Source organism: Streptomyces sp. 71268, assembly GCF_029392895.1.
In the GTDB taxonomy this organism is placed as follows: Bacteria; Actinomycetota; Actinomycetes; order Streptomycetales; family Streptomycetaceae; genus Streptomyces.
On sequence record NZ_CP114200.1, the window covers coordinates 7,313,846 to 7,339,986 of the forward strand.

The following is a 26,141-nucleotide window of genomic DNA, read 5'->3' on the forward strand; positions in this document are numbered from 1 at the left end:
GGTGAGTCGACCCACCACCGGCGGCCTGGGCCGAAAAAAACCGGCAGGAGTGCGTTGGCCGGTTGGGGGTAGCGGGCAGAGGAATCACTTGTTAGTTGCTCCTTGAAAGAAGGTCGACGCGTGGCGGAGAACACTCAGGAGAAGGGCGGTCGGGGCGATCCGTCGGTGCCGGCCAGCGTGCCCGGCAGCCCCCACCAGACCACGCCGCCACGGACCGACCGCGTGGTCTTCGGCGTCACGGCCGCCCTCACGCTCGCGTTCGTGACCTGGGGCGCGATCGCCACCGACGGGCTCAAGGACGTCTCGTCCGACCTGCTCACCGACCTGATCCACAACGGCGGCTGGGCGTTCATGCTCGCCGCGTCCGGGTTCGTGGTCTTCGCGCTGTGGCTGGCGATGAGCCGCTACGGCAAGATCACGCTCGGCAAGGAGGGCGAGGAACCCGAGTTCCGCACGGTCTCCTGGGTCGCGATGATGTTCAGCGCCGGCATGGGCATCGGCCTGATGTTCTACGGCGTCAGCGAGCCGATGTCGCACTTCATCGACGCGCCGCCGGGCACCGACCCGAAGAACGACGCCGAGGGCATGCAGACCTCGATGGCCACCACCCTCTTCCACTGGACGCTGCACCCGTGGGCCATCTACGCGGTGGTGGGCCTGGCCATCGCGTACAGCACCTTCCGGCGCGGGCGGCGGCAGACCATCAGCGCCGTGTTCACGCCGCTGATCGGCAAGCACCACGCCAACGGCACGGCCGGCCGGATCATCGACATCCTGGCCATCTTCGCCACGCTCTTCGGCTCCGCCGCCTCGCTGGGCCTGGGCGCGGTGCAGATCGGCAGCGGCATGGAGAAGCTGGGCTGGAAGAGCGACGTGGGCACGGGGTTGCTCGTGGCCATCATCGCGGTGCTCACCGTGGCGTTCGTCGCCTCGGCGGTCTCCGGCATCGCCAAGGGCATCCAGTGGCTGTCGAACACCAACATGGTGCTGGCGCTGGCACTGGCCGTCTTCGTCTTCGTGGCCGGCCCCACCATCGTCATCCTCGACATGCTGCCCACCTCCATGGGCGCCTACCTGGGCGACCTGCCGCAGTTGGTGGGCCGCACCGAGGCCACCGGCGGCCAGTCCGTCGCCGACTGGCTGGGCTCCTGGACGGTCTTCTACTGGGCGTGGTGGATCTCCTGGACGCCGTTCGTCGGCATGTTCATCGCCCGCATCAGCCGGGGGCGCACGATCCGGCAGTTCGTCGGCGGTGTGATCCTGGTGCCCAGCACCGTGTCGCTGCTCTGGTTCGCCGTCTTCGGCAGCTCCGCGATGAAGCTCCAGGCCGCCGACAAGCTGGGCGCCGACTCCTCGCCCGAGGGCCGGCTGTTCGAGGTGCTCGAGCAGTACCCGATCGCGACCGTCACCAGCGTCCTGGTGATGATCCTGGTCGGCATCTTCTTCGTCTCCGGCGCCGACGCCGCCTCCATCGTCATGGGCACGCTCTCGCAGAAGGGCTCCTTCGAACCCACCCGACTCGTCGTCATCTTCTGGGGCGTGGTGACCGGTGCCGTGGCGGCCATCATGCTGATGGTGGGCGAGGGCGGCTCGGACGTACTGACCGGCCTGCAGAACCTCACCATCCTGGTGGCCGCGCCCTTTGTGCTGGTCATGGTCGGCATGTGCGTGGCGCTCATGCGCGACCTGCGGCGCGACCCGCTGATCGTGCGCGGCGAGAAGGGCGAGGAGGCCGTGGAGATGGCCGTCATCGCCGGACACGAGCGGTACGCGGGCGACTTCGAGCTCCAGATCGTGCCCGGCTCCGGGGCCACGGTCGCGGAGGAAGCCGACACCACGCCGGTGGGCAAGGCGTAACGCGATCCGGCCGACCACGGCCGCACCGCACGGGCATGCAGCACCCCGAGGGGCCTCGCGCACCGCGCGCGAGGCCCCTCGCCCGTGGGCCCGCGCCGCCGCTCAGCCGCTCAGCGCGCGCACCGGGCCACGGTTCGCGGCGGCGGTTCGCGCCGCGCTCGGCAGCGGGCGCCGGGAGGCCGTGCGCCGCCGTGCCGGCGGGCCCTCGGAGGTCACCGACCGGAAGGCCACCGCGAGCGCCTCGCGCCAGTGCCGGGGCGGCGTCAACCCGGCCTCCTCCCACCGGTCGTGGCCCAGCACGCTCCACGCCGGGCGCGGCGCCACCGTGTCCAGGCTGGCCCCGTCCACCGGCAGCACCCGGTCCGGGTCGGCACCGGAGAGTCGGAACACCTCCCGGGCCAGGTCGTACCAGGTGGTGCGGCCTCCGCAGGTGGCGTGGAAGATGCCCGCCGCCTGGGACGCGGGCAGCCGGCCGAGCGCGAGCAGCCGGCCGGCGACGTCCCGGGTCCAGGTGGGTTGCCCGTGCTGGTCGTGCGCGACCGCCAGGGTGCCCTCGCCCGCCGTGGCCCGGGCGGCCATGGCACGGATGAAGTTGGGGCCGTACGCCCCGTACAGCCACGCCGTGCGCACCACGGTGCCGGTGCGCGGCAACTCCTCGAGCACGGCGCGCTCGCCGGCCAACCGGGTGCGCCCGTAGGCGGTGCGCGGGGCGGGGCGCGCGGTCTCGTCGTACGGGTTGGTGGCGCGGCCGGGGAAGACGACGTCGGACGAGACGTGCAGCAGCCGGGCGCCGCTCGCGGCGCAGGCCCGGGCCAGGCCGCGCACCGCGTCGCCGTTGACCCGCAGCGCCTCGGCCTCGCGCGTCTCGGCGGCGTCCGCGTCGGTCCACGCCGCGCAGTTGACGACGATCGCGGGCCTGGTGCGCCGCACGGCCCTGGCCACCGCGTCGGTGTCGGTCAGGTCCAGGTCGGCGCGGGTGAGCGGGAGGGCGGGGACGGACGCCGCGGCGAGCCGGGCGCGCAGCTCGCGGCCGAGCATGCCGCCCGCTCCGGTGATCAACCAGCCGTTCATCGGACTACCTCCAGGTGTGCGCGCGGCTCCCGGCGCCACCACGAGTGGTGGGAGCGGGACCCGTCGATGGTTGCGGCGAGCCCGCCGGAGCGGGAGCGCCGGGGCGCGAAGCCGGGTTCGGCGGGGGTCCGCGTCCCGTCCGGCGCGTGGCGCGGCGCGGGGGCCCTGGGACCGGCGGCGTCCCTGGCCCGGTCCGAGCCGGCGCCGAGCAGGCCCGCCCGACCGGACGCGGGACCGCGGGAGTCGGGAAGGGCGGCGGCCAACGCGCCGCCACGGCCTCGCGGGCCGAGCGGCGGGCGGACGGAGGGGAAGCCGGGGGAGCCGGCTCCGCTGGTGACGAGGATTCTCATGCGGGTTCCGGGGGTCGGGGGCGTGGGGACGGGGAGGGCGGGCGACGGGCGGTGTCGCGGCACGCGGAGGAGGAGGGGCGGGGGTGTGCGGATCGCCTGCCGGCGGTTCGGCGTTGGCGGACCGTGGCTCCGTGGCCTCAGAAGTGGTGGCCGGCCCCGGCCGCCTTGGGGCCGGGTGGCGGGGGCAGGGGCGCGCGACAGGGTGGGACGTGGACGCGGGCTCGGTACAGGGGCCCGGTGGCGCCGAGTTGGGGCGTACGGCCTGGGGGTGTTGTTGAGCGGTGAGGCACGTGGTTAGCTTAGGCTTACCTAAGTAAGTGCTCGCCCTGTTGGGTGTGTGACCTCACCCACAACCGTCCTTCTATGTGCCCCTCCCGCGTACGACGTGCCCTCCGCCCCGCGCCCCTGCCAGCGCGGGGCGACGGCAAGGCGACGAGGGGTGCGGAAACGCAGGTTGCCGATGTGTGTCCGGTTCGTCGGTCGCTCCCGCCACGGCTCGTCGCTCCCGACGGCCCCGCCGTCCCGGGCGTATCGCGCCGTACGCGAGTCGATGGCCAGCGGTGGGAGCGGCCGATGAGCACGCGTCCGACTCCCGTGGCCGCGCCGCTCGGCGGCGTGCCCGCCGCCCGTCGCGCCACCCACCGCCCCCCAACGGGCGCCCGGTCGCCGGGCCCTGACGCCCCGCCCTGGGCCGAGGCGCCCGACGACGTACACCCCGGCAGCCTGCGACGGCACCGGCTCGGCAACCGCGCGCTCGCCGCCGAGCGCGACGTGTGGGTGTACGAGCCGCCGGGGCCGCTGCCCGCCGAGACCGACGCGGTGGTGCTGCTCGACGGCGACATGTGGTTCGGCCAACTGGGCTTCGAGTCCGTACTCGACCGGCTCATCGCCGTCGGTCTGCTGCCCCCGCTGATCGTGCTCGCGCCGAACTGGGACCGGGCGGACGGGGCCACGCGGGCCGGGGAGTTGGGCGGCCACGACGCCCAGGTCGCCTTTCTGGCGACGGAGTTGCTGCCGTGGGCCGCCGCCCGCTGGCCGGTCACCGACGATCCGGCCCGCACCGTCGTCGCCGGACGGGGGCTCGGCGGCGTGAGCGCGCTGTACGCCGGGTACGCCGCGCCCATGCGGTTCGGCAACGTGCTGGCCCAGTCCGCCGCGCTGTCCTGGCACCCGGTGGGCGAGCCCGAGAGCGGCGCGGACCCGGTGCCCTGGATCACGCGCCGGTACGCCGACGGCGCCCCGCGCGAACTGCGCCTCCACCTCGGCGTGGGGCTGGGCGAGGGGCGACTGCTGGAACTCACCCGTGGCCTGCGGACGGCGCTGCGGGCCCGCGACTACCCGGTGACCCACACCGAGTTCAACGGCGGTCACGACTACGCCTGCTGGCGGGACGCCCTCGTCGACGGGCTGATCACCCTGCTCGGCGCGCACCCTCGCTGACCCCGCTGAGCCTGCTGTCTTGGGGCGCGCGCCGCCGTGAGCGAGCGGCGCCCCCACCCCGGGCGCGCGCCCCGAGGCGCGGCCCGGTCCGCCCCGTGCGGCGGGCCCCGCCGGCCCCGCGCCGGCCCCATGATCGTGCTCCCCGCGCGTCCGGCGGTCCCAAAGGCCCTGCCGTCGGACTCGCGGGGGGCACCCCCGCAACCGCCCCGGCACACGGGGCGCCCGGCCCGCCGCCCGGCGCCGACTACGCCGTCGCCAGCGCCGCCGCCTCCTGGGCGCAGCCCCAGGCCACGGTGACGCCCGCGCCGCCGTGCCCGTAGTTGTGCACGCACCGCGCGCCGCCGGGCAACTCCTCCACCGCGAGCCGCACGCGCGGGCGCGCGGGCCGCAGCCCCACCCGGTGGGCCACCACCCGTGCCCCGGCCAACTCCGGCCGGACCCGGGTGCAGCGCGCCACGATCGCCTCGGTCGTCGCGGGGTCGGGCCGCAGCTCCCACGCGTGCGCCCGCGCCGTGCCTCCGAGCACCACCCCGTACGGCTGAGGCAGCACGTACAGCGTCTCCGCCGCCACCGGGTCGGCCGCCACCAGCCACTCCGCGAGCCCCGGGTTCTCGACCACCACGACCTGCCCCTGCACCGGGTGCACCTCGGGGTCGGGCACCAACTCCCGGGCGCCGAGCCCCGAGCAGTTCACCACCACCGGCGCCCGCCGCCCCGCCTCCGCGAGCGAGGCCAGCGCCCGGCGTTCCACCGTGCCGCCCGCCGCGACCAGCCGCCGCTCCAGGTACCGCAGGTGCGTGGGCATGTCGATCAGCGGCACGCGGGCCCGCAGGCCGGTCGCGTACCCTGCGGGCAACTCGGCCGGCGCGGCCGGGCCGAGCCCCGGCACCTCGTCCGCCCACGCCCCGAGGCCGGCGCGGCCCAGACCGGCGTGCGTGCCGTCGGCGAACCGCACCCCCGTCTCGCCCGGGTCTGCGGCCAGGGCGGTCAGCTCGGCCAGGGAGGCCACCGACCAGCGGCCGGCGGCGTCCGCCGGCTCGATGCGGTACGGCCACCACAGCCCGCCCGCCACCGCCGACGTCGTCTCCGCCGCCGGGTCCCGACTCCACACGGTCACCCCGAGCCCACCCTCCGCCAACGTAACGGCGCAGGTCAGACCGATGACCCCGGAGCCCACCACGATCACGTCGCGCACCATGCTCACCATGCGCGGACGCTATCCGCTCGCTGCGCCCCACGCGAGACCCCACCCGTGGACCGGCTCCCCGCGCGGCCGGCCCCTCGCGCGCGGCGACGGATATCGGCGAGCGTCCCGCCGCGCCCCGCCGTTAGGATCACCGCCTGATGACTGCCACCCTCGTTGCCAAGAACCTCGCTGCCGGGCACGGCGACCGCACCCTGTTCTCCGGGCTCGACCTCGTCGTGGGCCCGGGCGACACCATCGGCCTGGTCGGCGCCAACGGAGCGGGGAAGTCCACGCTGCTGCGCCTCCTCGCGAGGCTGGCCGAGCCCGCGGAGGGGAGCGTCACGCTCAGCCCGCCGCACGGCACCATCGGCTACCTGCCGCAGGAGCACGAGCGGCGGCGCACCGGCGGCTCCGACCCGGCCACCGGCGCCGAGACCGTACGCGACTTCCTCGCCCGCCGCACCGGGGTCGCCGCCGCGCAGGCCGCGCTGGACGCCGCCACCGAGGCGCTGGCGGCCGAGCGCCCGGGCGCCGACGACGCGTACGCCACCGCGTGGGAGCGCTGGCTCGCGCTCGGCTGCGCCGACCTGGACGAGCGAGCCGAGAGCGTCACCGCCGGGCTCGGCCTCGCGGTCGGCCTCGACCGGCCGATGACCGCCCTCTCCGGCGGCCAGGCGGCCCGCGCCGGCCTCGCCTCACTGCTGCTCAGCCGATACGACGTGTTCCTGCTCGACGAGCCCACCAACGACCTGGACCTCGACGGCCTGGGCCGACTTGAGGACTTCGTCCGCGGGCTGCGTGCCGGCACCGTGCTGGTCAGCCACGACCGCGAGTTCCTGGCCCGTACGGTCGACAAGGTCCTCGAACTCGACGTCGTCCAGCAGCAGTTCACCCTCTTCGGCGGCGGCTACACCGCCTACCTGGAGGAGCGCGAGACCGCGCGCCGGCACGCCAGGGAGCGGTACGAGCAGTACGCGCAGACCCGCGCCGGCCTGGAGGAGCGGGCCCGCACCCAGCGTGCCTGGATGGACAAGGGCGTGCGCAACGCGCGCCGCAAGGCCACCGACGGCGACAAGCTGCTGCGCAACGCGCGCGTCGAGAGCACCGAGAAGCAGGCGGCCAAGGCCCGACAGACCGAACGCCTCCTTGAGCGGCTCGAAGAGGTCGACGAGCCGCGCAAGGAGTGGGAGCTGCGCATGGAGATCGCCGCCGCGCCCCGCTCGGGCTCGGTGGTGGCCACCCTGCGCGGGGCCCGCGTGCGGCGCGGCGGCTTCACCTTCGGCCCGGTGGACCTCCAGATCGACTGGGCGGACCGGGTGGCCATCGTCGGGGCCAACGGCTCCGGCAAGAGCACCCTGCTCGCCACCCTCCTCGGCCGGCTGCCCCTGGACGAGGGGCACGCCTCGCTGGGCTCCGGCGTGATCGTCGGAGAGGTGGACCAGGCCCGCGCCCAACTCTTCGACGACGGCCCGGACCCGGCCGACGCCCCGGGCCCACCGGACCGGATCGCCGGCGCGGGGCAGGTCGCGGCCGCGGGCGACGGGGCGCGGCCGGGGCGCCCGCGTGCCGCGCGGGCCCGTACCGGATCGCTCCTGGACACCTTCGGCGCCGTCGCCACCGAACTGGAGCCGGCCGAGGTACGCACGCTGCTGGCCAAGTTCGGACTCAAGGCCGACCACGTGCTGCGCCCGGCGCACACCCTCTCGCCGGGCGAGCGCACCCGCGCAGCCCTGGCCCTGCTCCAGGCCAGGGGCGTGAACCTGCTCGTGCTCGACGAGCCGACCAACCACCTGGACCTGCCCGCCATCGAGCAACTGGAGTCGGCGCTCGCCTCGTACAACGGCACCCTGCTGCTGGTCACCCACGACCGTCGGATGCTGGACGCCGTGCACACCACGCGCCGCGTCGAGGTGGCCGACGGGCGGGTCAGCGAGGTCTGACAGCGGGCCGCGCGCCGTCACCCCGGGCCGGGGCGCCACTCCGGGCCGGGGGGCCGGGCTGGGGGCGGCGACGCGACCCGGTCACGCCGGGGTGGCCCGGCCCGGACGGCGGCGGGGGCTCATTCCGGCCAGGGTGAGTTCTCGATGACGGTGACGAAGTCGCCGCGCCGGAAACCGGGCACGAAGTGTTCGAGCACGTCCGCCTTCACGTTGCCGAACGTGGTCTCCGGCTTGGGCGCGATGCCCTCGGTGAACGCCGCCAGGATGCGCCGCTTGAAGTCCGGGCGCGGGTGCAGCGCGGTGATCTCGGCCCGGTCGTCCGCGCTGACGCGCTCGTAGTCGATGCCGAGCACGTCGTACTCCACTCCGGCGGTGACCAGCGCGACCTCCGGTTCCATGAACTCCGGCACGCCGGGCGTGGTGTGCAGGGCGATGGCCGTCCACACCCGGCGCACGGCGTCCTCGGGCACCGCGTGGGAGCGCAGGAACCTCGCGGCCTCCTCCGCCCCGTCCACCTCGAACCGGCGCCCGCTGGTACGGAACTCCTCGCCCAAGCCCAGGTCGTGGAACATGGCGCCGACGTAGAGCAGCTCGGGGTCGCACTCCAGGCCGCGTTCGCGCCCCAGCAGGCTGCCGAACAGGAACACCCGGCGGGAGTGGTGGTAGATCAGGTCGGAGGTCACCGCGCGCACCAGGTCGGTGGCCTCCTTGGCGAGTGCGCTGTCGGGCACGGTGATCCCCGCGACGTGCGACGCGTCGGGCATGGCTGGTCTCCTCGTCCTCGGTCCTGTCGTCATCCGGCTGACCGTGACCGGTGACCGGTCGCCGGCTCGCTCCCGGCCCCGACCGTCCCGGTACGGGCGCCCGTCGCGCGCCCCTCGGCCAGCCCCGGGCCTCGGCTCACGCCACCCGACGGCCGGCGACCGGCAGTGGGCGGGGCGCGCCGACACCAGTGAACCAGCGCGCCCCGCCCGCGTCACCGCGCGGCCCGCCCCCGCGCACACGCGCCGCCCGGCCGCCGGCGCCCGCTACGGCGCCTCGGACGCGGCAGCCGCCTCGGACGCCTCGGGTGTGTCGGCCTCCTCGGATGTGTCGGACGCCTCCAGCAGGCCGTCCACCTCGTCGGCCGTCGTCTCGCGCAGCGTCGTATCCACGAACAGCCAGCGCGTGATGCCGATCGACCGAAGGAAGGCCAGGTCGTGGCTGGCGATCAGCAGGGCGCCCTGGAAGGAGTCGAGGGCGCCGCTCAGATGGCGCACGCTGGCCAGGTCGAGGTTGTTGGTCGGCTCGTCCAGCATCAGCAACTGCGGGGCCGGCGCGGCGAGCATCGTCGCGGCCAGCGCGGCCCGGAAGCGTTCCCCACCCGACAGCGTCCCGGCCGGCTGCGCGGCACGCGCGCCACGGAACAGGAACCGCGCGAGCTGCGAACGGATCTCCTGGTCGCCGACGCCCGGGGCCATCCGGGCCACGTTCGCCGCGATGCTCAACTCCTCGTCCAGCACGTCGAGTCGCTGTGGCAGGAAGCGCAGCGGCACGTGCGCCGTGGCCTCGCCCGACAGCGCCGGCAGCGTGCCGGCGATGGTACGCAGCAAACTCGTCTTGCCGGCGCCGTTGCGCCCGACGAGCGCGATCCGCTCGGGCCCGTGCACGTGCAGGTCGCCCTCGCGCAGCCTGCCGTACCGGGGCCGCAGCGCGCGCAGGCTCAGGACCGTGCGGCCGGCCGGCACGGCGGTGTGCGGCAGGCTGACCCGGATCTCGGCGTCGTTACGGATCGCGTCCGCCGCCTCCTCGCGCCGCTCGCGCGCCTCGTTGAGCCGCTCCTCGTGCACGCCCCGGAGCTTGTCCGCCGACTCCTGCGCGGAGCGCTTGCGCTCTCCCGCGACGATCCGGGGCGCGCGCCGCTGGGCGTCCATCTTCTTGCTGTGCCGCTCGCGGCGGGCCACCTTGATCTGGGTCTCCTCCAGCTCGCGCTTCTGCTTGCGCACCTGCGCCTCGGCGGCCCGCAGGGTGCGCTCGGCGGCTTCCTGCTGGGTGGCGAGCGCCTGCTCGTACTGGGCCCAGTTGCCCCCGTACCAGGTCACCGAACCGGAGCGGAGTTCGGCGATGCGGTCCACGCGCGCCAACAGGTCGCGGTCATGGCTGACGATCACCAGCACGCCGGAGCGCCAGGAGTCGACCGCGTCGTAGAGCCGGCGCCGGGCGAACAGGTCCAGGTTGTTGGTCGGTTCGTCGAGGAGGAGGATGTCGGGGCGCTCGATGAGCAGGGCGGCCAGCCGGAGCAGGACGGTCTCCCCGCCGGACAACTGGCCCACCGTACGGTCCAGTTCGATGTCGCCGAGGCCGAGCGGGCCCAGCGTCGCCTGGGTCCGCTCCTCGATGTCCCAGTCGTCGCCGATCGTGTCGAAATGCTCCTCGCGCGCGTCACCCGACTCGATGGCGCGCAGCGCGGCGCGCCGCTCGGCGATGCCCAGCGCCTGGTCGACGCGCAGCTCCGTGTCGAGGGTGATGTTCTGCGGCAGATAGGCGAGGCTGCCACGGAGGGCCACCGAGCCGCTGGCCGGGCGCAGTTGGCCGGCCAGCAGCCGCAGCAGCGTGGACTTGCCGGTGCCGTTGCCGCCGACCAGCCCGGTGCGGCCCCGGCCGACGGTGAGGGAGAACCCGTCGAAGACCGGCGTGCCGTCCGGCCACCGGAACGTCAGGGCCGAGCAGGTCACGGCGGCGGGGGAGGAGTGGGAGGAAGCAGAAGAACCAGAGGAAGCGGGGGAGGGTGAATGGGCCATGGTGATCTCGCAGTCGCAAGCGCAGGAACGGGGGCTTCGTATGCGAGCACCACGCGGCGACCGGGCCGGAACCGGAAGGGGGAGCGCGGCCGTCCGACGGGTCGGGACGGCTCGGGCACCGAGGTCGCATCCGCGCGGACCACGGGCGGCGAGAGAGCCAGCTCAACGTGGTAGGCGTACGGCCGGGGCCGTACCGCGCGATGGTCGCGAACCTCAGATGCGCAACGTCCACCTCTATCGGAGACAACAGGACCCGAACACTGTACCTCGCGGCACCACCCGCCGTCCCGGGCGACCGAGCGGGCCGTACCGACGAGCTGTGGGACCGCCGGCTGGTGACGCGCCAGGGCGATGCCTGCGGACCACAGCCGACGCCGCCGACCCGGTGCGAGTGCGGAAGCGGGCCCGGGCGGCCGGGCTGAACAGCGAGGCGGACGCCCCACGGCGCGGCGGACGCCCAGCGGCGGCCCCGACGCGGCCGCCGCTGAACCCGGCCCGTCGCCCGGTGCGCGGCGTTTGCCGATTCGGCAAAGCCGCTCGCCGTGCCGTCGCCGGGGGCTCGATGATCGAACTCGTGCACAGGGCAGCGGCTCCACCCGTGGCCGCCCCGCACCGTGCCCGGCGGCGTCGCGCCGTCGTGCCGGTGTCAGCACCCCGCAGCCGCGGGTTCACGTACCACCTCTTCGCACCGGAGGCCCCCATGGTCCAGCCCCACCCCCCGCGAGCGGTCACGCATCGGCTCGTGCCCTCGCCCGCCGGCCGCACCCACGTCGCGGAGTGCGGCAGCGGACCGCTGGTGCTGCTGCTCCACGGGTTCCCCGAGTCCTGGTACTCCTGGCGCCACCAACTGCCCGCCCTCGCCGCCGCCGGCTACCGCGCCGTGGCCGTCGACGTACGCGGCTACGGCCGTTCCAGCAAGCCGTCGGCCGTCGAGGCGTACCGCATGGTGGAACTGGTCGCCGACGCCGCCGCCGTGGTCGAGGCGCTCGGCGAGCGGACCTCGGTGATCGTCGGGCACGACTGGGGCGCGAACATCGCGGCCAACGCGGCGCTGCTGCGCCCCGACGTCTTCACCGCCGTCGGCATGCTCAGCGTGCCCTACGCGCCGCGCGGCCCGGTCAAGCCCACCGACGCGTTCGCGGGGATCGGCGGCGACGAGGAGTTCTACGTCAGCTACTTCCAGCGGCCCGGCCGGGCCGAGGCCGAGATCGAGCCCGACGTGCGGGGCTGGCTCGCCGGCTTCTACGCGGCGCTCTCGGCCGACACCATGCCCCCGGCCGACGCCCCCAGCCCGTACTTCGTCCCGCGCGGAGGGCGGATGCGGGACCGCTTCCCCGGTGACCGCGCGCCCGCCTGGCTGAGCAGCGCGGACCTGGACACCTACGCCGGCGAGTTCGAGCGCACCGGGCTGACCGGGGCGCTGGCCCGCTACCGCGCCATCGACCGCGACTGGGCCGACCTCGCCGACTGGGACGGCGCCCCGATCACCCAGCCCGCGCTGTTCATCGGCGGCACGCGCGACGCCTCCACCACCTGGATGGCCGACGCGATCGCGGCGTTCGACCGCACGCTGCCCGCCCTGACCGCCCGCCACCTCATCGACGGCTGCGGCCACTGGGTCCAGCAGGAGCGCCCCGACGAGGTCACCCGCATGCTGCTCGACTGGTTGGGCGCGCTGCCCCCGGTGGGCTGAGGCGACGCCGGGCGCGGCGCGTCTCCGGCCGGCGGGCCAGCCGCTGGGCACGCGCCGCACCCGCCCGCCCCGCCCGCCCTGCCCGTTTTGGCGCGTTCGCGGGGCGCGAGGCGCCCGCGAACGCGCCGTCGCTCAGCCGCGCCCCGGGTCCAGCAGGCCCGCTCGGCGCAGCGCGTCGGCCATGGCACCGCTGGCCGGCGCGGCGTCGCGGCGGCCCCCGGCGCGCTGGCCACCACCGGAGCGGGCTCCCTGACCGCCGCCGGTGCGGGCGCCCTGGCCTCCGCCGCCGCCCGAGCCACCACCCGAGCCGCGCTGCCGCTGCTGCGGGGCGCCCCGACGGGCGCCGCCGCGCTCGGCCCGCTCGCCCTCGCGCTCACCGCCCCGCGCGGGCTCGTCGTCGAGCCGCAGCGTGAGCGAGATTCGCTTGCGCGGGACGTCCACGTCGAGCACCTTGACCCGCACGATGTCGCCCGGCTTGACCACGTCGCGCGGGTCCTTCACGAACGTCCGCGACATCGCCGAGACGTGCACCAGGCCGTCCTGGTGCACGCCGACGTCCACGAACGCGCCGAACGCCGCCACGTTGGTCACCACGCCCTCAAGCAACATCCCCGGCGTCAGGTCGCCGAGCTTCTCGACGCCCTCCCTGAAGGTCGCCGTTTTGAACGCGGGCCGTGGGTCGCGCCCCGGCTTCTCCAACTCCTTGAGGATGTCGGTCACCGTCGGCAGCCCGAAGGAGTCGTTGACGAACTCCGCCGGGTCCAGTCGGCGCAGCACCGCGGTGTTGCCGATCAGCGAGCCCACGTCACTACCGGCCGAGGCCACCATGCGGCGCACCACCGGATACGCCTCGGGGTGCACGCTGGAGCCGTCCAGCGGGTCGTCGCCGCCACGGATGCGCAGGAAGCCCGCGCACTGCTCGTACGCCTTCGGACCGAGCCTGGCCACGTCCTTGAGCGCCTTGCGGTTGCGGAACGGGCCGTTGGAGTCGCGGTGCGCCACGATGTTCTCGGCCAGCGAGGCGCTGATCCCGGAGACCCTGCCGAGCAGGGGCGCCGAGGCCGTGTTGACGTCCACGCCCACGCCGTTCACACAGTCCTCCACCACCGCGTCCAGCGAGCGGGAGAGCTTCACCTCGGACAGGTCGTGCTGATACTGGCCGACGCCGATCGACTTGGGGTCGATCTTGACCAGTTCGGCGAGCGGGTCCTGGAGCCGGCGCGCGATGGACACCGCGCCGCGCAGCGACACGTCCATGCCCGGCAGCTCCTGGGAGGCGAACGCCGAGGCCGAGTACACCGACGCGCCGGCCTCGGAGACCATCACCTTGGTGAGCCCCAGCTCCGGGTGGCGGTCGCACAGCTCGCCCGCCAGCTTGTCGGTCTCGCGCGACGCCGTGCCGTTGCCGATGGCGATCAGCTCGACCTGGTGCTCCTTGGCGAGGCGAGCCAGCGTGCCGAGCGCGGCGTCCCACTTCTGCTGCGGCACGTGCGGGTAGATGGTCTCGGTGGCGGCCACCTTGCCCGTGGCGTCCACGACGGCCACCTTCACACCCGTACGGAAGCCGGGGTCGAGGCCCATCGTCGCCCGCGTGCCCGCCGGGGCGGCCAGCAGCAGGTCGCGCAGGTTGGCCGCGAACACCCGCACCGCCTCGTCCTCCGCAGCCTGCCGCAGCCGCAGCCGCAGGTCGATGCCGAGGTGCACCAGCACCCGCGTGCGCCAGGCCCAGCGCACCGTGTCGGCCAGCCAACCGTCGGCGGGCCGGCCGCGCTGGGCGATGCCGAAGCGGCGCGCGATGACCTGCTCGTACGAGCTGGGGCCGGGCTCCTCGGACGGCTCCTCCGGCTCCAGGGTGAGGTCGAGGACCTCCTCCTTCTCGCCGCGGAACATGGCCAGCACCCGGTGCGAGGGCAGCTCCGTGAACGGCTCGGCGAAGTCGAAGTAGTCGGCGAACTTCGCGCCCGCCTCCTCCTTGCCCTCGCGCACCTTCGCCGCCACCCGGCCGCGCTGCCACATGCGCTCGCGCAACTCGCCGATCAGGTCCGCGTCCTCGCCGATCCGCTCGGTGAGGATGGCCCGCGCGCCGTCGAGGGCGGACGCCGCGTCGGCGACGCCCCGGTCGGCGGCCACGAACGCCTCGGCGGCGGCGCGCGGCTCCACCGAGGGGTCGGCGAGCAGCCCGTCGGCCAGCGGTTCGAGCCCGGCCTCCCGGGCGATCTGCGCCTTGGTGCGCCGCTTGGGCTTGAACGGGAGGTAGACGTCCTCAAGCCGCGCCTTGGAGTCGGCGGCCAGGATGCGCGCCTCCACCTCCGCGTCGAGCTTGCCCTGCGAGCGGACCGACTCCAGGATCGCCGCCCGCCGCTCCTCCAGTTCACGCAGGTAACGCAACCGCTCCTCAAGGGCGCGCAACTGCGCGTCGTCGAGCATCTCGGTGGCTTCCTTGCGGTAGCGCGCGATGAACGGCACGGTCGAACCGCCGTCCAGCAGCTCGACGGCGGCCTTCACCTGCCGCTCCCGCACCCCAAGCTCTTCGGCGATCCGGCCTTCGATGGACGTCGTCACTTCACGCTCCGCTTTCGTCTCTGCACCGCGACCTGCATTGTGGCAGGTGGGTACGACAGTGCGACGACGACGGACCGCGAACCGCGCGCGGGAGCGCGAGCCGACCGCCTACCGGCCCAAACTGACACCGGCCGCCCGCCAGCCGGCCGGTCGCCGCGCCCCGGCACACCGCAGCCGCCCGGCACGGGGCCGGGCGGCTGCGGTCAGGCGCGTGGAGTGCGGTACTGCGCGGGCGGGGTCAGGTCGTCACCCACCGACGTGTGCTCACACCCCGCGTCGGCGCGGGCCACCGCGCGACGCTCCGCCGAAGAGCCGAGCGAGCACGCGGAAGGGGAGCGTCACCACGGTGGCGATGGCGCCACCGATGGTACGCAGGACATCTGCGACGGCACGGAACACGGAATCCTCCTTGTCTGCGCCCACGATGCGCCCGCCAGGACGCCCCGTGGCTCGTGACCCCGAGTAACCCCAACCGCGGTCGATAAACCGACTCCGGTCCCACGCTCGGCGCGCCGGGCCAACCGTTCGGCTCAGCCCTTGCCTAGGAAGTCGGCCGGGAAGGCGCCCGCGGCCATGGCCGTCGCGGTGAAGGCCGTGGCCAGCTCCGTCAGCCGTGCCACGCCGGCCGCGCCCAGGTGCTCGTACGGAGCCCGGTCCAGCCGGTCGGTCTCGGCCTCGAGCTCCTTGCGCAGCGCGGTCCCGGACGGGGTCAACTCGCCGTCGGCGGTCAGCAACCCGCGCTCGCGCAGCCGCTCCTGGGCCGCCGCCCACTCGTCCTCGGACCAGCCGCGCATCGTACGGGCCCACTTGGGCGCCACGCCGAACCCGCTGGCGGTGTGTGAGACCACGGCCTCCAGGCCGTCGAGTTCGGCGGCGACGAGCACGGCCAGGTGGCCGTCGCCGCGGTGCTCGCGCAGCAGCGTCGCGGCGTGCCAGAACGCCAGGTGGGGCGCGTCGGGGACGGCCAGGTCGGCGTGGGCCGCGTACAGCGGGCGGGCGGCTCGGTCGCACGCCTCGGTGGCGCGCAGCGCGAGTTCGGCGGCCTCGGCCATCTCCGGGGAGGCGATCGCCTCGGCGCCCAAGAGCCGGCGCAACGTGCCGTCGGCGGCGGCGAGGCGGGCCTCGATGACCGCCTCGGGCGTCGTCACGTCCCAGACGGCGGGCACGTGCTGGGCGACCCAGTCGTACTTGAAGTTGTAGAAGGTCGCGGTCACCGTGCCGGCGCCCACCCGGCCCAGCGGAGCGGACCGGGCGGCGAAGTACGCGGCGCGCTCCTTGACGCCTATCCGCCCGAGTTCGTCGGTGAACTCGGGCGCGAAGTACGTACAGGAGTGGAGGGGGTTGAGCACCTGGTGGCAGTGGCGTCCGGCGCGCTCGGGGTGTGAGGTCATGCCCGGCACGTTACCCGCAGGTAGTCGGTCGCGGGAGAGCTACGGGACACGTCCCGCGCCGCCCCCGCCCGCTCGCCCCGGCCCCGCCGCCAGGTGGCCGGCCGTGGTGGGTGGCCCGAGTGGGTGTCCCCGCAGTCCCAGGTGGGTGGCCCGCCGCCCCCGTGTCCGTGGCCGGTGGGTCAACTGGCCGGCAGCGTCCAACTGAAGCGCGGCGCCCGGTGCTCCAGGAAGGCGGTGACGCCCTCGACGGTGTCGTCGCTGGTCCGGGCCTGCTCGGTCCAGTAGGCGGTGCGCTCGGGGTCGGTGGGGCCCGCGACGAACTCCTTGGCGGCGGCCTGGGTGAGCTGCGACCGGGAGGCCAGCACGCGGGCGAAGCGGGCCACCTCGTGGTCGAAGTCCTCCGGCGCGAACACCTCGTCCACCAGGCCGCGCAGGTGGGCCCGCTGGGCGTTGATCAACTCGGCCGAGAACAGCAGGTGCTTGGCCGTGGCCGGCCCCACCAGGCTCACCAGGCGGGCCGTGGAGGAGGCGGGGTAGACGATGCCGAGCTTGGCCGGCGTGATGCCGAAGGCGCTGTCGTCGGTGGCGAAGCGCAGGTCACAGGCGGTGGCGAGCTGGCAGCCGCCGCCCACGCAGTAGCCGCGCACCGCGGCGAGGGTGGGCTTGGGGAACGTCGCCAACGCCTCCTCGGCCGAGACCGCGAGGCCCTGGGCCTCCTCGCCCCGCTCGATCAGGGAGCCGATGTCCGCGCCCGCGCAGAACGTGTCCCCGTCGCCGGTCAGCACCAGGGCCCGCACGTGTGGGTCCACCGTGAGCTTGTCGAGGAGTGGGGGTAGTTCGCGCCACATGTCGTAGGTCATCGCGTTGCGCTTGGCGGGATTGTGGATCATGACGGTCGCGATGCCGTCGGTGACCGAATACAGCAGGCAAGGCTCCATGCGCGGATCGTATCCGGGTGGCCGGAAGGCTACGGCGAAGATCGCATCGTCGGCTGAGTGGAAGAGATCACTTCCCCCGCCCGCGAGCCCGGGGCAAAGTCCCCAACGGCGCCTAGACGGGGCAATTTGCCTGGTCGCGGCGGGGGAAGCGGCGCGCTCGGCGGCGTCCCGCGCAGGGGGTACGTGGTGTCCCGGATGCGAGGCGCCGTGACCGCCGGGTGCCAAGACCACCCGGACGAGTGGGCCGGCGGCGCCGGGTGACGGTCGCGTCCGTGGCGTCCGAGCAGCGCGCGTCCGTGCCGTGCCGCGCCTCCGTGGGGCGCGTGGGGGCCTGGGCGCGGACCGACCACGCCTCCTCCGGGGGTGCGGTTTCCGCCAGTGCGCGTGCGCCGGTGTGCCGGGTGGCCGGGGGTGGTGGCGCGCGCCGTGCCGCGATCCCTCACGCGCGCCCCGCGCCGTGCGAACCCGCCCGTGGCGCGCGGGCGGCGGCCCGGCGCGCGGGGCGCCGCCGGGGGCGCGGCGTCCACCCCCCGGCGCCGCCGCGTCCGAACCGGCCAGCGCGCCGCGCCGGTCGCGCTGGCGACGCCGGCGGTCGGTCATCGGCAGGCGATCAACGTGTCCCCCGGGGAGCGGACAAGATGTGTCGCGCGAGTACGCGAAGGGCCCTCAATCGGTCAAAAGGTATCGATAGGCGCTGACTTGTGTTCAGTTGGCCGGTATCGACCCGCGCGTTCCCAACACTCGTCCCCAGTGTCGAGCTGCGGCGATGGGTGGGTATCGGACATGGAGATCCTCGGGAGCGTCCCGCCTGACCCAGGGCAGGCCCCGCCCCGGAGAGCCATCGCGTACGAGGGGGTCTGGCGCTTCACGGCCAAGACCGAGGAGGCGGCCGTGCCGCAGGCGCGGCACGCGGTGCGCGACCTCCTCAGGAACCAGCGCGTTCCCGTCGGCGACGACGTCCTGCAGTCCCTGCTGTTGATCGTCTCCGAGCTGGTCACCAACGCCGTCAAGCACGCGGCGCTGCTCTCGCCCGAGATCGCCGTGGAGGTCTCCATCGGCCGCGCGTGGGTGCGCGTCGCGGTCGAGGACAACCACCCTTACCGACCGAAGGCCCTGGTCGCGGACCAGGGCCAGACCGGCGGTCGGGGGCTGTTGCTGGTGAAGGCGGTCGCCGACGAGGTCGGCGGCAGCTACGACGTCGAGCACACCGCCAGCGGCGGCAAGGTCGTCTGGGCCGCGCTGCCGCTCGCCCCTACCAGCCCGCCGCGGCGCCCGTGATCTCCCGGATCGTGGGCCGTGCCGTGTCCAGCACGTCCATGAACCACGCCGAGAACGTCCGTTCCGCGCGCAGTTTGTCCAGCTCGTCGGGCGTGACGAACGCCGTGTCGGCGATCTCCTCCGGGTCGGGCCGCAGGTCGGTCCCGATCAGCCCCGCGAACAGGTGGTTGTACTCCTGCTCGACCAGGCCCGACGCGGGGTCCGGGTGGTTGTAGCGCACCCGGCCGGCCTCGCGCAGCAGCAGCGGGGCCGCGCCCAACTCCTCGCCGGTCCGCCGGGCGGCGGCCACGAAGGGGGGTTCGTCCGGGTATGGGTGGCCGCAGCAGGTGTTGGACCAGACGCCGGGGGAGTGGTACTTGCTCAGCGCGCGCTGCTGGAGCAGCAGCCGGCCGCGGTCGTCAAAGAGGAACACGGAGAAGGCGCGGTGCAGTTGGCCCGGCGCCTGGTGGGCGGAGAGCTTCTCCGCGGTCCCGATCGTGTTGCCGTCCTCATCGACCAGTTCGAGCATGATCGGTTGCGCAGCGGAGGCGGGCACGGATGCCGCCGCGCTGTCGGTGGAGCGGCCGTTGGCTGGTGTGGTCGGCATGTCCATCCTCGTCGTCGGGCTTCGGCCACCCAGTTTGCCGTATGTCAGGGGCACACGTCAGTGGCACAACTTGGCCTCGTGCGCGGCATGTCCGCTCGGCTCCAGTTGGAACGTGCAGTGCTCCACGTCGAAGTGCTCGCCCAGGCAGCCCTGCAACTCGTGCAGCAACTTCTCATGGCCCACCGAATCCAGCGCATCCTGACGTACGACGACATGTGCTGACAGGACGGGCATCCCCGAGGTGATCGTCCACACATGGAGGTCGTGCAGGTCCTCCACGTCGGGCAGCGCCAGGATGTGCGCGCGCACCTCGGCCATGTCCACGTCCTTGGGAGCGGCCTCAAGCAGCACGTTCAGCGTCTCCTGGAACAACTTCCAGGTGCGGGGGACGATCATCACCGCGATGAGCAGCGAGGCGATGGGGTCGGCGGCCTGCCAGCCGGTCGCCATGATCACCCCGGCCGAGACCAGCACCGCCACCGAGCCCAGCGCGTCGGCGAGCACTTCGAGGAAGGCGCCGCGCACGTTGAGGCTGTCGCGCTGGCCGCGTAGCAGCAGGGACAGCGAGATCATGTTCGCGACCAGGCCGATCGCGCCGAACACCAGGGTCAGCCCGCCCTCGGTGGCGGCCGGCGTGCGGAACCTGCTGATCGCCTCGTACAGGATGTAGCCGCCGACGCCGAGCAGCAGCAGACAGTTGGCGAGCGCGGCCAGGATCTCGGCGCGCGCGTAGCCGAAGGTGCGCCGCGGGCTCGGCGGCCGGTTGGCGAAGTGGATCGCGAGCAGCGCCATGGCCAGGCCCACCGCGTCCGTCGCCATGTGCCCGGCGTCCGCGAGCAGCGCCAGCGAGCCGGCCATCAGGCCGCCCAGGATCTCCAGCACCATCACCGTCAGGGTGATGCCGAGCGCGATGCGCAGCCGCCCCCGGTAGGCGGCGGCCGCGGTGCCCGTCGCCCCGGCCGGTGGACCCCCGTGGGAGTGCCCGTGCTGATGCCCAGCGCCCATGAAGTGCCTCCACATCGGACTCGCTCCGGCCGCCGCCGACCGGCGTCGATCTCAGTGAACGGTGCGACGGGGGGTGATTGCAACGCGGCGCTGAATACCGTTGTCATGTGCCGTGACCTGCACAGATGCGATGTGGGGAGGGGTTTGGCGCGCGGCACTCGCGGCCGGCGGCGCGCCTGCGGTCCGGCGCGGGGCGCGCTCTCCGCTCAGCCGCTGGTCACCGGCGGCGCGAGGGCCCGACGGGTGCGCCCGCCGCGCTCCGACGAGCGGTGTCACTCCGCTGTCCTCCGGCGCGCCGCGGTGTCGTGGGCGCGCCGGCGCATCCACGACACCGTGAGCGGCGTCTCAGCCGGCTTGGCCCCGGTGGTGCTGCCAGCCCCGCCAGGCGGAGGTGACCATCTCGCGCACGTCGTGCCGGGCGGACCAGCCGAGTTCCTTGGCGATCAGCTCCACCGACGCCACCACGCGCGCCGGGTCGCCCGGCCGCCGGGGCGCTACCTCGGCGACCGGGCCGCCGTGCCCGGTGACCTCGGCGACCAGCTCGGCCATCTCGCGCACGGACACGCCGCGACCGGTGCCGACGTTCACGGTCAGGTCACCCGGCGCGGGCCGGTCGGCCAACCAGCGGGCGGCGGCCAGATGCGCGTCGGCGAGGTCGGAGACGTGGATGTAGTCCCGTACGCAGGTGCCGTCCGGGGTCGGGTAGTCGTCGCCGAAGACCAGCGGGGCACGGCCCGTGGTGACCCGGTCGAAGAACATCGGGACGATGTTGGACACTCCGGTGTCGGCGAGTTCGGGGCGGGCCGCGCCGGCCACGTTGAAGTACCGCAGGCAGGCCGTGGCGATGCCGTGCGTGCGGCCGGCGGCCCGTACCAGCCACTCGCCGGCCAGTTTGGTCTCGCCGTACGGGTTCATCGGCTGGCACGGGGTGTCCTCAGTGACCAGGTCCACATCGGGCATGCCGTAGACGGCGGCGGACGAGGAGAAGACGAGGGCCCGTACGCCGGCGGCGGCCACCGCGTCGAGCAGTACGGCCAGGCCGTGCACGTTCTCCTCGTAATAGCGGATGGGCTGCTCGACGGACTCGGCCACCTGCTTGCGCGCCGCCAGGTGCACCACACCGGTCACCTCGTGCTCGGCCAGCACCCGGCCAAGGAGTTCCCGGTCCAGGACCGAGCCACGGACCACGGGCACGTCCGCCGGCAGCCGCTCGGAGCGGCCGGCCGTCAGGTCGTCGAGCACCACCACGCGCTCGCCCGCCGCGCGCATGGCGTCGACGACGTGCGCCCCGATGTATCCGGCACCGCCGGTGATCAGCCACATCATGTCCGCACCCTACCGACCGGAAATCGGCTGCCGGAGCGAACGGGCGTTTGGCGCGGGTAGCGGCCATCGACCATGATGATCGCGCGGACCAAACCGTCGTTCACTCGATCCTTGAGTGAATGTGCGGTGAACGGTCGCCTTCGGTGATCCGATAGCCTCTGCCGACGCCCTGTCCGCCGCACCCGGGTCGGGGCAGGTCACGACCGCTGCCCGGACATCGCGTGAATCGGCCATGAACGGGCGCGGCCATGCCAGTTGCCAAGGAGTGAGTTCGTCTGTCGACCGCCATTGTGACCGGTCCTCCGGTCGTCGGCCCGTCCGTCGTGGACGACCTGCGGACCCTCGGCTTCGACGTCCGCCAGGCGGCCGACGCCGCCGAGGTCGCCCGCGAACTGGCCGCCACCCCGGCGCACCAGCGCGTCGCGCTGGTCGACGCCCGCTTCGCCGGCCACCTGCACGCGCTGCGCCTGGCGCTGACCGACCCGCGCTTTCCGGCCGCCGCCGTGACCGGCGCGTTGACCGCCCAGCCGGAGGCCCGCGCGGCCCTCGTGCGCGCCGCGCACGCCCGCGCCATACCCGCGCGCACCGCGCCTACCGACACGACCCCCTCGCGGCACCCCGCCGACGCGCCCCAGGCCGACGGCTCCGCCGCGAGCGGCCCCGACGCGGCGACCGCGGCCAACCTGCCCGACCTCATCGCCGCCGACCTGGCCGCGGCCGACGTGCCCGTGCACCGGCCCGAGCTGGGCGTCCTGGTCGCCGCCGTACCCGCCGACGAGACGGCCCGCGCCCGCGCCAGGGCGGCCGTCGCCGCCGTCGACGAGGAGAAGGTGCGGCTGCGCGGCGCGGTCAAGGCCCGCGACGGCTTCGTCACCACCTTCCTCGTCAGCCCCTACTCGCGCTACATCGCCCGCTGGTGCGCCCGCCGCGGCCTGACCCCGAACCAGGTCACCACCGCGTCGCTGCTCACCGCGCTCATCGCGGCCGGCTGCGCCGCCACCGGCACCCGGCCCGGCTTCGTCGCCGCGGGCGTGCTGCTGATCGCCTCCTTCGTGCTGGACTGCACCGACGGCCAGCTCGCCCGCTACTCGCTCCAGTACTCCACGCTCGGCGCGTGGCTGGACGCCACCTTCGACCGGGCCAAGGAGTACGCGTACTACGCCGGCCTGGCCATCGGCGCCGCGCGCGGCGGCGGCAGCGACGACGTGTGGACGCTGGCGCTGGCCGCCATGGTGCTGCAGACCTGCCGACACGTCGTGGACTTCTCCTTCAACGAGGCCAACCACGACGCGACCGGCAACAGCAGCCCCACCGCCGCCCTCTCCGACCGGCTCAACACCGTCGGCTGGACGGTGTGGGCCCGGCGCATGGTCGTGCTGCCGATCGGCGAGCGCTGGGCCATGATCGCCGTACTGACCGCGCTCACCACGCCCCGTATCACCTTCTACGCGCTGCTCGTCGGCTGCGCCCTGGCCGCCTGCTACACCACGGCCGGCCGGGTGCTGCGCTCGCTGAGCCGGACGGCCGTACGTACCGACCGGGCCGCCGCGGCCCTGGCCCAGCTCGCCGACTCGGGCCCGCTGGCCGAGGCGGTCGGCCGCGGCCCCTGGCGCCGCGCGGCGCTGTTCCCCTTCGCGGCCCCGCTGCTCGCGGCCGTGGGCACCGTCGTACTCGTCGGCTCGCTGTGGGTGGGGGAGCCGGGCGCCTGGTGGCCGGTGATCGGCGCCGCGGCGTACGCGCTCTGCGCCGGCCTGGCCGTGGCCCAGCCGCTCAAGGGCGCCCTGGACTGGCTGGTCCCGCCGCTGTTCCGGGCGGCGGAGTATGTGACGATCCTCGTGCTCGCCGCTCGCTCCGAGGTGAACGGAGCGTTGCCCGCTGCTTTCGGACTGGTGTCCGCCGTCGCCTACCATCACTACGACACGGTGTACCGCATCCGCGGCGGTACCGGCGCGCCGCCCGCCTGGCTGGTGCGGATGACGGGTGGGCACGAGGGACGCGTCCTGGTGGTCACGGTCATCGCGGCCCTGCTGCACGGCACTGGCTTCACCATCGCGCTGACGGCACTCGCTGTCGCCCTGGCGCTGGCGGTGCTCATCGAGAGCATCCGCTTCTGGGTCTCCTCCGGAGCACCCGCTGTACACGACGAATCAGGAGAACCCGCATGATCGGCCTCGTGCTGGCGGCAGGCGCCGGGCGGCGTCTGCGCCCCTACACCGACACCCTGCCCAAGGCCCTGGTGCCCGTGGACCCGGCGGGGGAGGGCACCACGACCGTGCTCGACCTCACGTTGGGCAACTTCGCCGAGGTGGGTCTCACCGACGTCGCCATCGTCGTGGGCTACCGCAAGGAAGCGGTGTACGAGCGCAAGGAGGCGCTGGAGCGCAAGTACGGCGTCCGCCTGACCCTCATCGACAACGACAAGGCCGAGGAGTGGAACAACGCCTACTCCCTGTGGTGCGCCCGCGAGGTGCTGAAGCAGGGCGCCATCCTGGCCAACGGCGACACGGTGCACCCGGTCTCCGTCGAGAAGTCGCTGCTGGCCGCGCGCGGCAAGGGCCAGAAGATCATTCTCGCGCTCGACACGGTCAAGCGGTTGGCCGACGAGGAGATGAAGGTCGTCACCGACCCGGCCAAGGGCGTCCAGAAGATCACCAAGCTGATGGACCCGGCCTCGGCCAGCGGTGAGTACATCGGCGTCACGCTCATCGAGCCGGAGGCGGCCGAGGAGCTGGCCGACGCGCTGAAGACCACCTTCGAGCGCGACCCCGACCTCTACTACGAGGACGGCTACCAGGAGCTGGTGAATCGCGGCTTCACCATCGACACTACCCCCATCGGCGACGTCAAGTGGGTCGAGATCGACAACCACGACGACCTCGCCAAGGGACGTGAGATCGCGTGCCAGTACTGACCCGGCTCATCCCCTCGCCGGTCGTCGTCGACATCAGGTCGGGCGCCCTGGAGGACCTGGCCGGGCTCCTGGTCGACCAGCGGATCTCCGCCTCGGGCAAGCTCGCCATCGCCATCAGCGGCGGCTCCGGCGCGGCGCTGCGCGAGCGGTTCGCCCCGGCGCTGCCCGGCGCCTCCTGGTACGAGGTCGGCGGCGGCACACTGGACGACGCGATCAAGCTCGCCGACGCCATGAAGTCGGGGCGCTACGACGCGGTCGTCGGCATGGGTGGCGGCAAGATCATCGACTGCGCGAAGTTCGCCGCGGCGCGGATCGGCCTGCCCCTGGTCGCCGTCGCCACGAACCTCTCGCACGATGGGCTGTGCTCGCCGGTCGCCACGCTCGACAACGACGCGGGGCGCGGCTCGTACGGCGTGCCCAACCCGATCGCCATCGTCATCGACCTGGACGTGATCAGGGAGGCCCCGATCCGCTTCGTCCGCTCGGGCGTCGGCGACGTGATCTCCAACATCTCCGCGGTCGCGGACTGGGAGCTGTCGCACCGCGAGACCGGCGAGCAGATCGACGGCCTGGCCGCGGCCATGGCCCGGCAGGCGGGCGAGGCGGTGCTGCGGCACCCCGGCGGCTGTGGCGACGACGAGTTCCTCACGGTGCTGGCCGAGGGCCTGGTGCTGACCGGGATCTCGATGTCGGTGGCCGGCGACAGCCGCCCCGCGTCGGGTGCCTGTCACGAGATCAACCACGCGTTCGACCTGCTCTACCCCAAGCGCGCCGCCTCGCATGGCGAGCAGTGCGGCCTCGGTGCCGCCTTCGCCATGTACCTGCGGGGCGCGCACGAGACGTCGGCCCTGATGGTCGACGTCCTCAAGCGGCACGGGCTGCCCGTGCTGCCCAGCGAGATCGGCTTCACCACCGACGAGTTCGTCACGGCAGTGGAGTACGCGCCGCAGACCCGCCCAGGGCGCTACACGATCTTGGAGCACCTGGGGCTCTCCACCGACGAGATCAGGGACGCATACGCCGACTATGCCAAAACCGTCAGTAGCTGAACTCCGTCCGGTCGTCCACCCCGAGGGTGTCAAGGACCGGCGCAGCGGTGAGCACTGGGCCGGACGCCTGTACATGCGAGAGATCTCGCTGCGGTGCGACCCGTACCTGGTGAACACCAGGATCACGCCCAACCAGCTCACCTACCTGATGGTGGTCGCCGGCATCCTGGCCGGCGCGGCGCTGCTGGTGCCGGGGCTGACCGGGGCGCTGCTCGGTGCCGTGCTCATCCAGCTCTACCTGCTGCTCGACTGCGTGGACGGCGAGGTCGCCCGCTGGCGGGGACAGACCTCGATCACCGGGGTCTACCTGGACCGGGTCGGCCACTACCTCTGCGAGGCGGCGCTGCTGGTCGGCTTCGGCGTCCGGGCGGCCGACGTCTTCCACCAGGAGGGCGACTCGACCAACTGGATGTGGGCCTTCCTCGGCACGCTGGCCGCCCTCGGCGCGATCCTGATCAAGGCCGAGACCGACCTGGTCGACGTGGCCCGGGCGCGCAGCGGGCTGCCCGCGGTCAAGGACGAGGCCGCCACGCCGCGCTCCTCGGGGATCGCGCTGGCCCGCAAGGCCGCCGCCGCGCTGAAGTTCCACCGGCTGGTCGGCGGCGTCGAGGCGTCGCTGGTCATCCTGCTGGTCGCGCTCCTGGACCTGACGCGCGGAGACCTGTTCTACACGCGCCTCGGCGTCGCGGTGCTCGCGGCCATCGCCATCGTGCAGACCCTGCTGCACCTGGTGTCCATCCTCGCCTCCAGCAGGCTCAAGTGAGCGCCGGTTCCGGGC

20 protein-coding genes are annotated in these 26,141 nt (G+C 74.0%); 9 read left to right on the plus strand and 11 right to left on the minus strand.

What is annotated here, in order from left to right:
• Positions 1-165: 165 nt before the first annotated feature.
• The gene (locus OYE22_RS29305) at positions 166-1,857 is read left to right on the plus strand and encodes a BCCT family transporter (RefSeq protein WP_277324378.1); all 1,692 of its coding nucleotides are present in this window, start codon (positions 166-168) and stop codon (positions 1,855-1,857) included.
• A gap of 102 nt (positions 1,858-1,959) precedes the next feature.
• On the opposite strand, the gene rfbD is transcribed toward OYE22_RS29305, so the two are convergent.
• The gene (rfbD, locus tag OYE22_RS29310; protein ID WP_277323207.1) at positions 1,960-2,928 is read right to left on the minus strand and encodes a dTDP-4-dehydrorhamnose reductase; all 969 of its coding nucleotides are present in this window, start codon (positions 2,926-2,928) and stop codon (positions 1,960-1,962) included.
• A 923-nt stretch (positions 2,929-3,851) separates the two neighbouring features.
• Here rfbD and OYE22_RS29315 point away from each other — a divergent pair.
• Positions 3,852-4,718 carry an alpha/beta hydrolase-fold protein gene (locus tag OYE22_RS29315; RefSeq protein WP_277323208.1) on the plus strand — a complete coding sequence of 289 codons (867 nt, stop codon included), beginning with the start codon at positions 3,852-3,854 and terminating at the stop codon, positions 4,716-4,718.
• Between the two features lie 244 nt (positions 4,719-4,962).
• Here the strand turns inward: OYE22_RS29315 and OYE22_RS29320 are convergent, their stop codons facing one another.
• Entirely contained in the window at positions 4,963-5,916 is a 954-nt protein-coding gene (locus OYE22_RS29320; RefSeq protein ID WP_277324379.1) for an FAD-dependent oxidoreductase, read from the minus strand.
• 146 nt (positions 5,917-6,062) lie between these two features.
• Here OYE22_RS29320 and OYE22_RS29325 point away from each other — a divergent pair, with 146 nt between their 5' ends.
• Positions 6,063-7,844 carry an ABC-F family ATP-binding cassette domain-containing protein gene (locus tag OYE22_RS29325; RefSeq protein ID WP_277323209.1) on the plus strand — a complete coding sequence of 594 codons (1,782 nt, stop codon included), beginning with the start codon at positions 6,063-6,065 and terminating at the stop codon, positions 7,842-7,844.
• A 119-nt stretch (positions 7,845-7,963) separates the two neighbouring features.
• Here the strand turns inward: OYE22_RS29325 and OYE22_RS29330 are convergent, their stop codons facing one another.
• Positions 7,964-8,608: an HD domain-containing protein gene (locus tag OYE22_RS29330; protein WP_277323210.1), complete on the minus strand. Its 645-nt coding sequence runs from the start codon at positions 8,606-8,608 to the stop codon at positions 7,964-7,966.
• A gap of 264 nt (positions 8,609-8,872) precedes the next feature.
• On the minus strand, positions 8,873-10,624 hold the full coding sequence (locus tag OYE22_RS29335) for an ABC-F family ATP-binding cassette domain-containing protein (protein ID WP_277323211.1): 1,752 nt from the start codon (positions 10,622-10,624) through the stop codon (positions 8,873-8,875).
• A 700-nt stretch (positions 10,625-11,324) separates the two neighbouring features.
• Between OYE22_RS29335 and OYE22_RS29340 the strand changes: the two genes are divergently transcribed.
• A complete protein-coding gene (locus OYE22_RS29340; RefSeq protein WP_277323212.1) occupies positions 11,325-12,317 on the plus strand; it encodes an alpha/beta fold hydrolase in 993 nt (330 codons plus the stop codon).
• A gap of 132 nt (positions 12,318-12,449) precedes the next feature.
• On the opposite strand, the gene OYE22_RS29345 is transcribed toward OYE22_RS29340, so the two are convergent.
• The 4 genes from OYE22_RS29345 to OYE22_RS29360 form a co-directional block, all read right to left on the minus strand.
• The gene (locus tag OYE22_RS29345) at positions 12,450-14,879 is read right to left on the minus strand and encodes a Tex family protein (RefSeq protein ID WP_277323213.1); all 2,430 of its coding nucleotides are present in this window, start codon (positions 14,877-14,879) and stop codon (positions 12,450-12,452) included.
• Positions 14,880-15,143: 264 nt separating this feature from the next.
• On the minus strand, positions 15,144-15,278 hold the full coding sequence (locus OYE22_RS29350; RefSeq protein WP_277323214.1) for an LPFR motif small protein: 135 nt from the start codon (positions 15,276-15,278) through the stop codon (positions 15,144-15,146).
• Between the two features lie 131 nt (positions 15,279-15,409).
• A complete protein-coding gene (locus OYE22_RS29355) occupies positions 15,410-16,270 on the minus strand; it encodes a hypothetical protein (protein WP_277323215.1) in 861 nt (286 codons plus the stop codon).
• A 179-nt stretch (positions 16,271-16,449) separates the two neighbouring features.
• On the minus strand, positions 16,450-17,208 hold the full coding sequence (locus OYE22_RS29360; RefSeq protein ID WP_277323216.1) for an enoyl-CoA hydratase/isomerase family protein: 759 nt from the start codon (positions 17,206-17,208) through the stop codon (positions 16,450-16,452).
• Between the two features lie 783 nt (positions 17,209-17,991).
• On the opposite strand from OYE22_RS29360, the gene OYE22_RS29365 reads away from it, so the two are divergent.
• A complete protein-coding gene (locus tag OYE22_RS29365) occupies positions 17,992-18,486 on the plus strand; it encodes an ATP-binding protein (protein WP_277323217.1) in 495 nt (164 codons plus the stop codon).
• On the opposite strand, the gene idi is transcribed toward OYE22_RS29365, so the two are convergent.
• From idi to galE, 3 genes are all read right to left on the minus strand, one after another.
• Positions 18,461-19,072, minus strand: a complete 612-nt coding sequence (gene idi / locus OYE22_RS29370) for an isopentenyl-diphosphate Delta-isomerase (protein WP_187064919.1) — start codon at positions 19,070-19,072, stop codon at positions 18,461-18,463. The two genes, OYE22_RS29365 and idi, sit on opposite strands and share 26 nt — an antisense overlap.
• Before the next feature lie 57 nt (positions 19,073-19,129).
• On the minus strand, positions 19,130-20,077 hold the full coding sequence (locus OYE22_RS29375) for a cation diffusion facilitator family transporter (RefSeq protein ID WP_277323218.1): 948 nt from the start codon (positions 20,075-20,077) through the stop codon (positions 19,130-19,132).
• Positions 20,078-20,422: 345 nt separating this feature from the next.
• Complete coding sequence (gene galE, locus OYE22_RS29380) at positions 20,423-21,403, minus strand: UDP-glucose 4-epimerase GalE (protein WP_277323220.1); 981 nt, start codon at positions 21,401-21,403, stop codon at positions 20,423-20,425.
• A gap of 275 nt (positions 21,404-21,678) precedes the next feature.
• Between galE and OYE22_RS29385 the strand changes: the two genes are divergently transcribed.
• Genes OYE22_RS29385 through OYE22_RS29400 form a run of 4 tightly spaced genes read left to right on the plus strand, consistent with a single transcriptional unit; the run spans position 21,679 to position 26,126 of the window.
• Positions 21,679-23,568 carry a DUF5941 domain-containing protein gene (locus OYE22_RS29385; protein ID WP_277324380.1) on the plus strand — a complete coding sequence of 630 codons (1,890 nt, stop codon included), beginning with the start codon at positions 21,679-21,681 and terminating at the stop codon, positions 23,566-23,568.
• Positions 23,565-24,314 (plus strand): phosphocholine cytidylyltransferase family protein, encoded by a 750-nt coding sequence (locus tag OYE22_RS29390; protein ID WP_277323221.1) that lies wholly within the window; start codon positions 23,565-23,567, stop codon positions 24,312-24,314. Before OYE22_RS29385 ends, OYE22_RS29390 begins: the two co-directional genes overlap by 4 nt.
• Entirely contained in the window at positions 24,302-25,363 is a 1,062-nt protein-coding gene (locus OYE22_RS29395) for an iron-containing alcohol dehydrogenase family protein (protein ID WP_277323222.1), read from the plus strand. The genes OYE22_RS29390 and OYE22_RS29395 overlap by 13 nt, the downstream gene beginning before the upstream one ends.
• Positions 25,341-26,126 (plus strand): CDP-alcohol phosphatidyltransferase family protein, encoded by a 786-nt coding sequence (locus OYE22_RS29400; RefSeq protein ID WP_277323223.1) that lies wholly within the window; start codon positions 25,341-25,343, stop codon positions 26,124-26,126. The genes OYE22_RS29395 and OYE22_RS29400 overlap by 23 nt, the downstream gene beginning before the upstream one ends.
• Positions 26,127-26,141 lie beyond the last annotated feature (15 nt).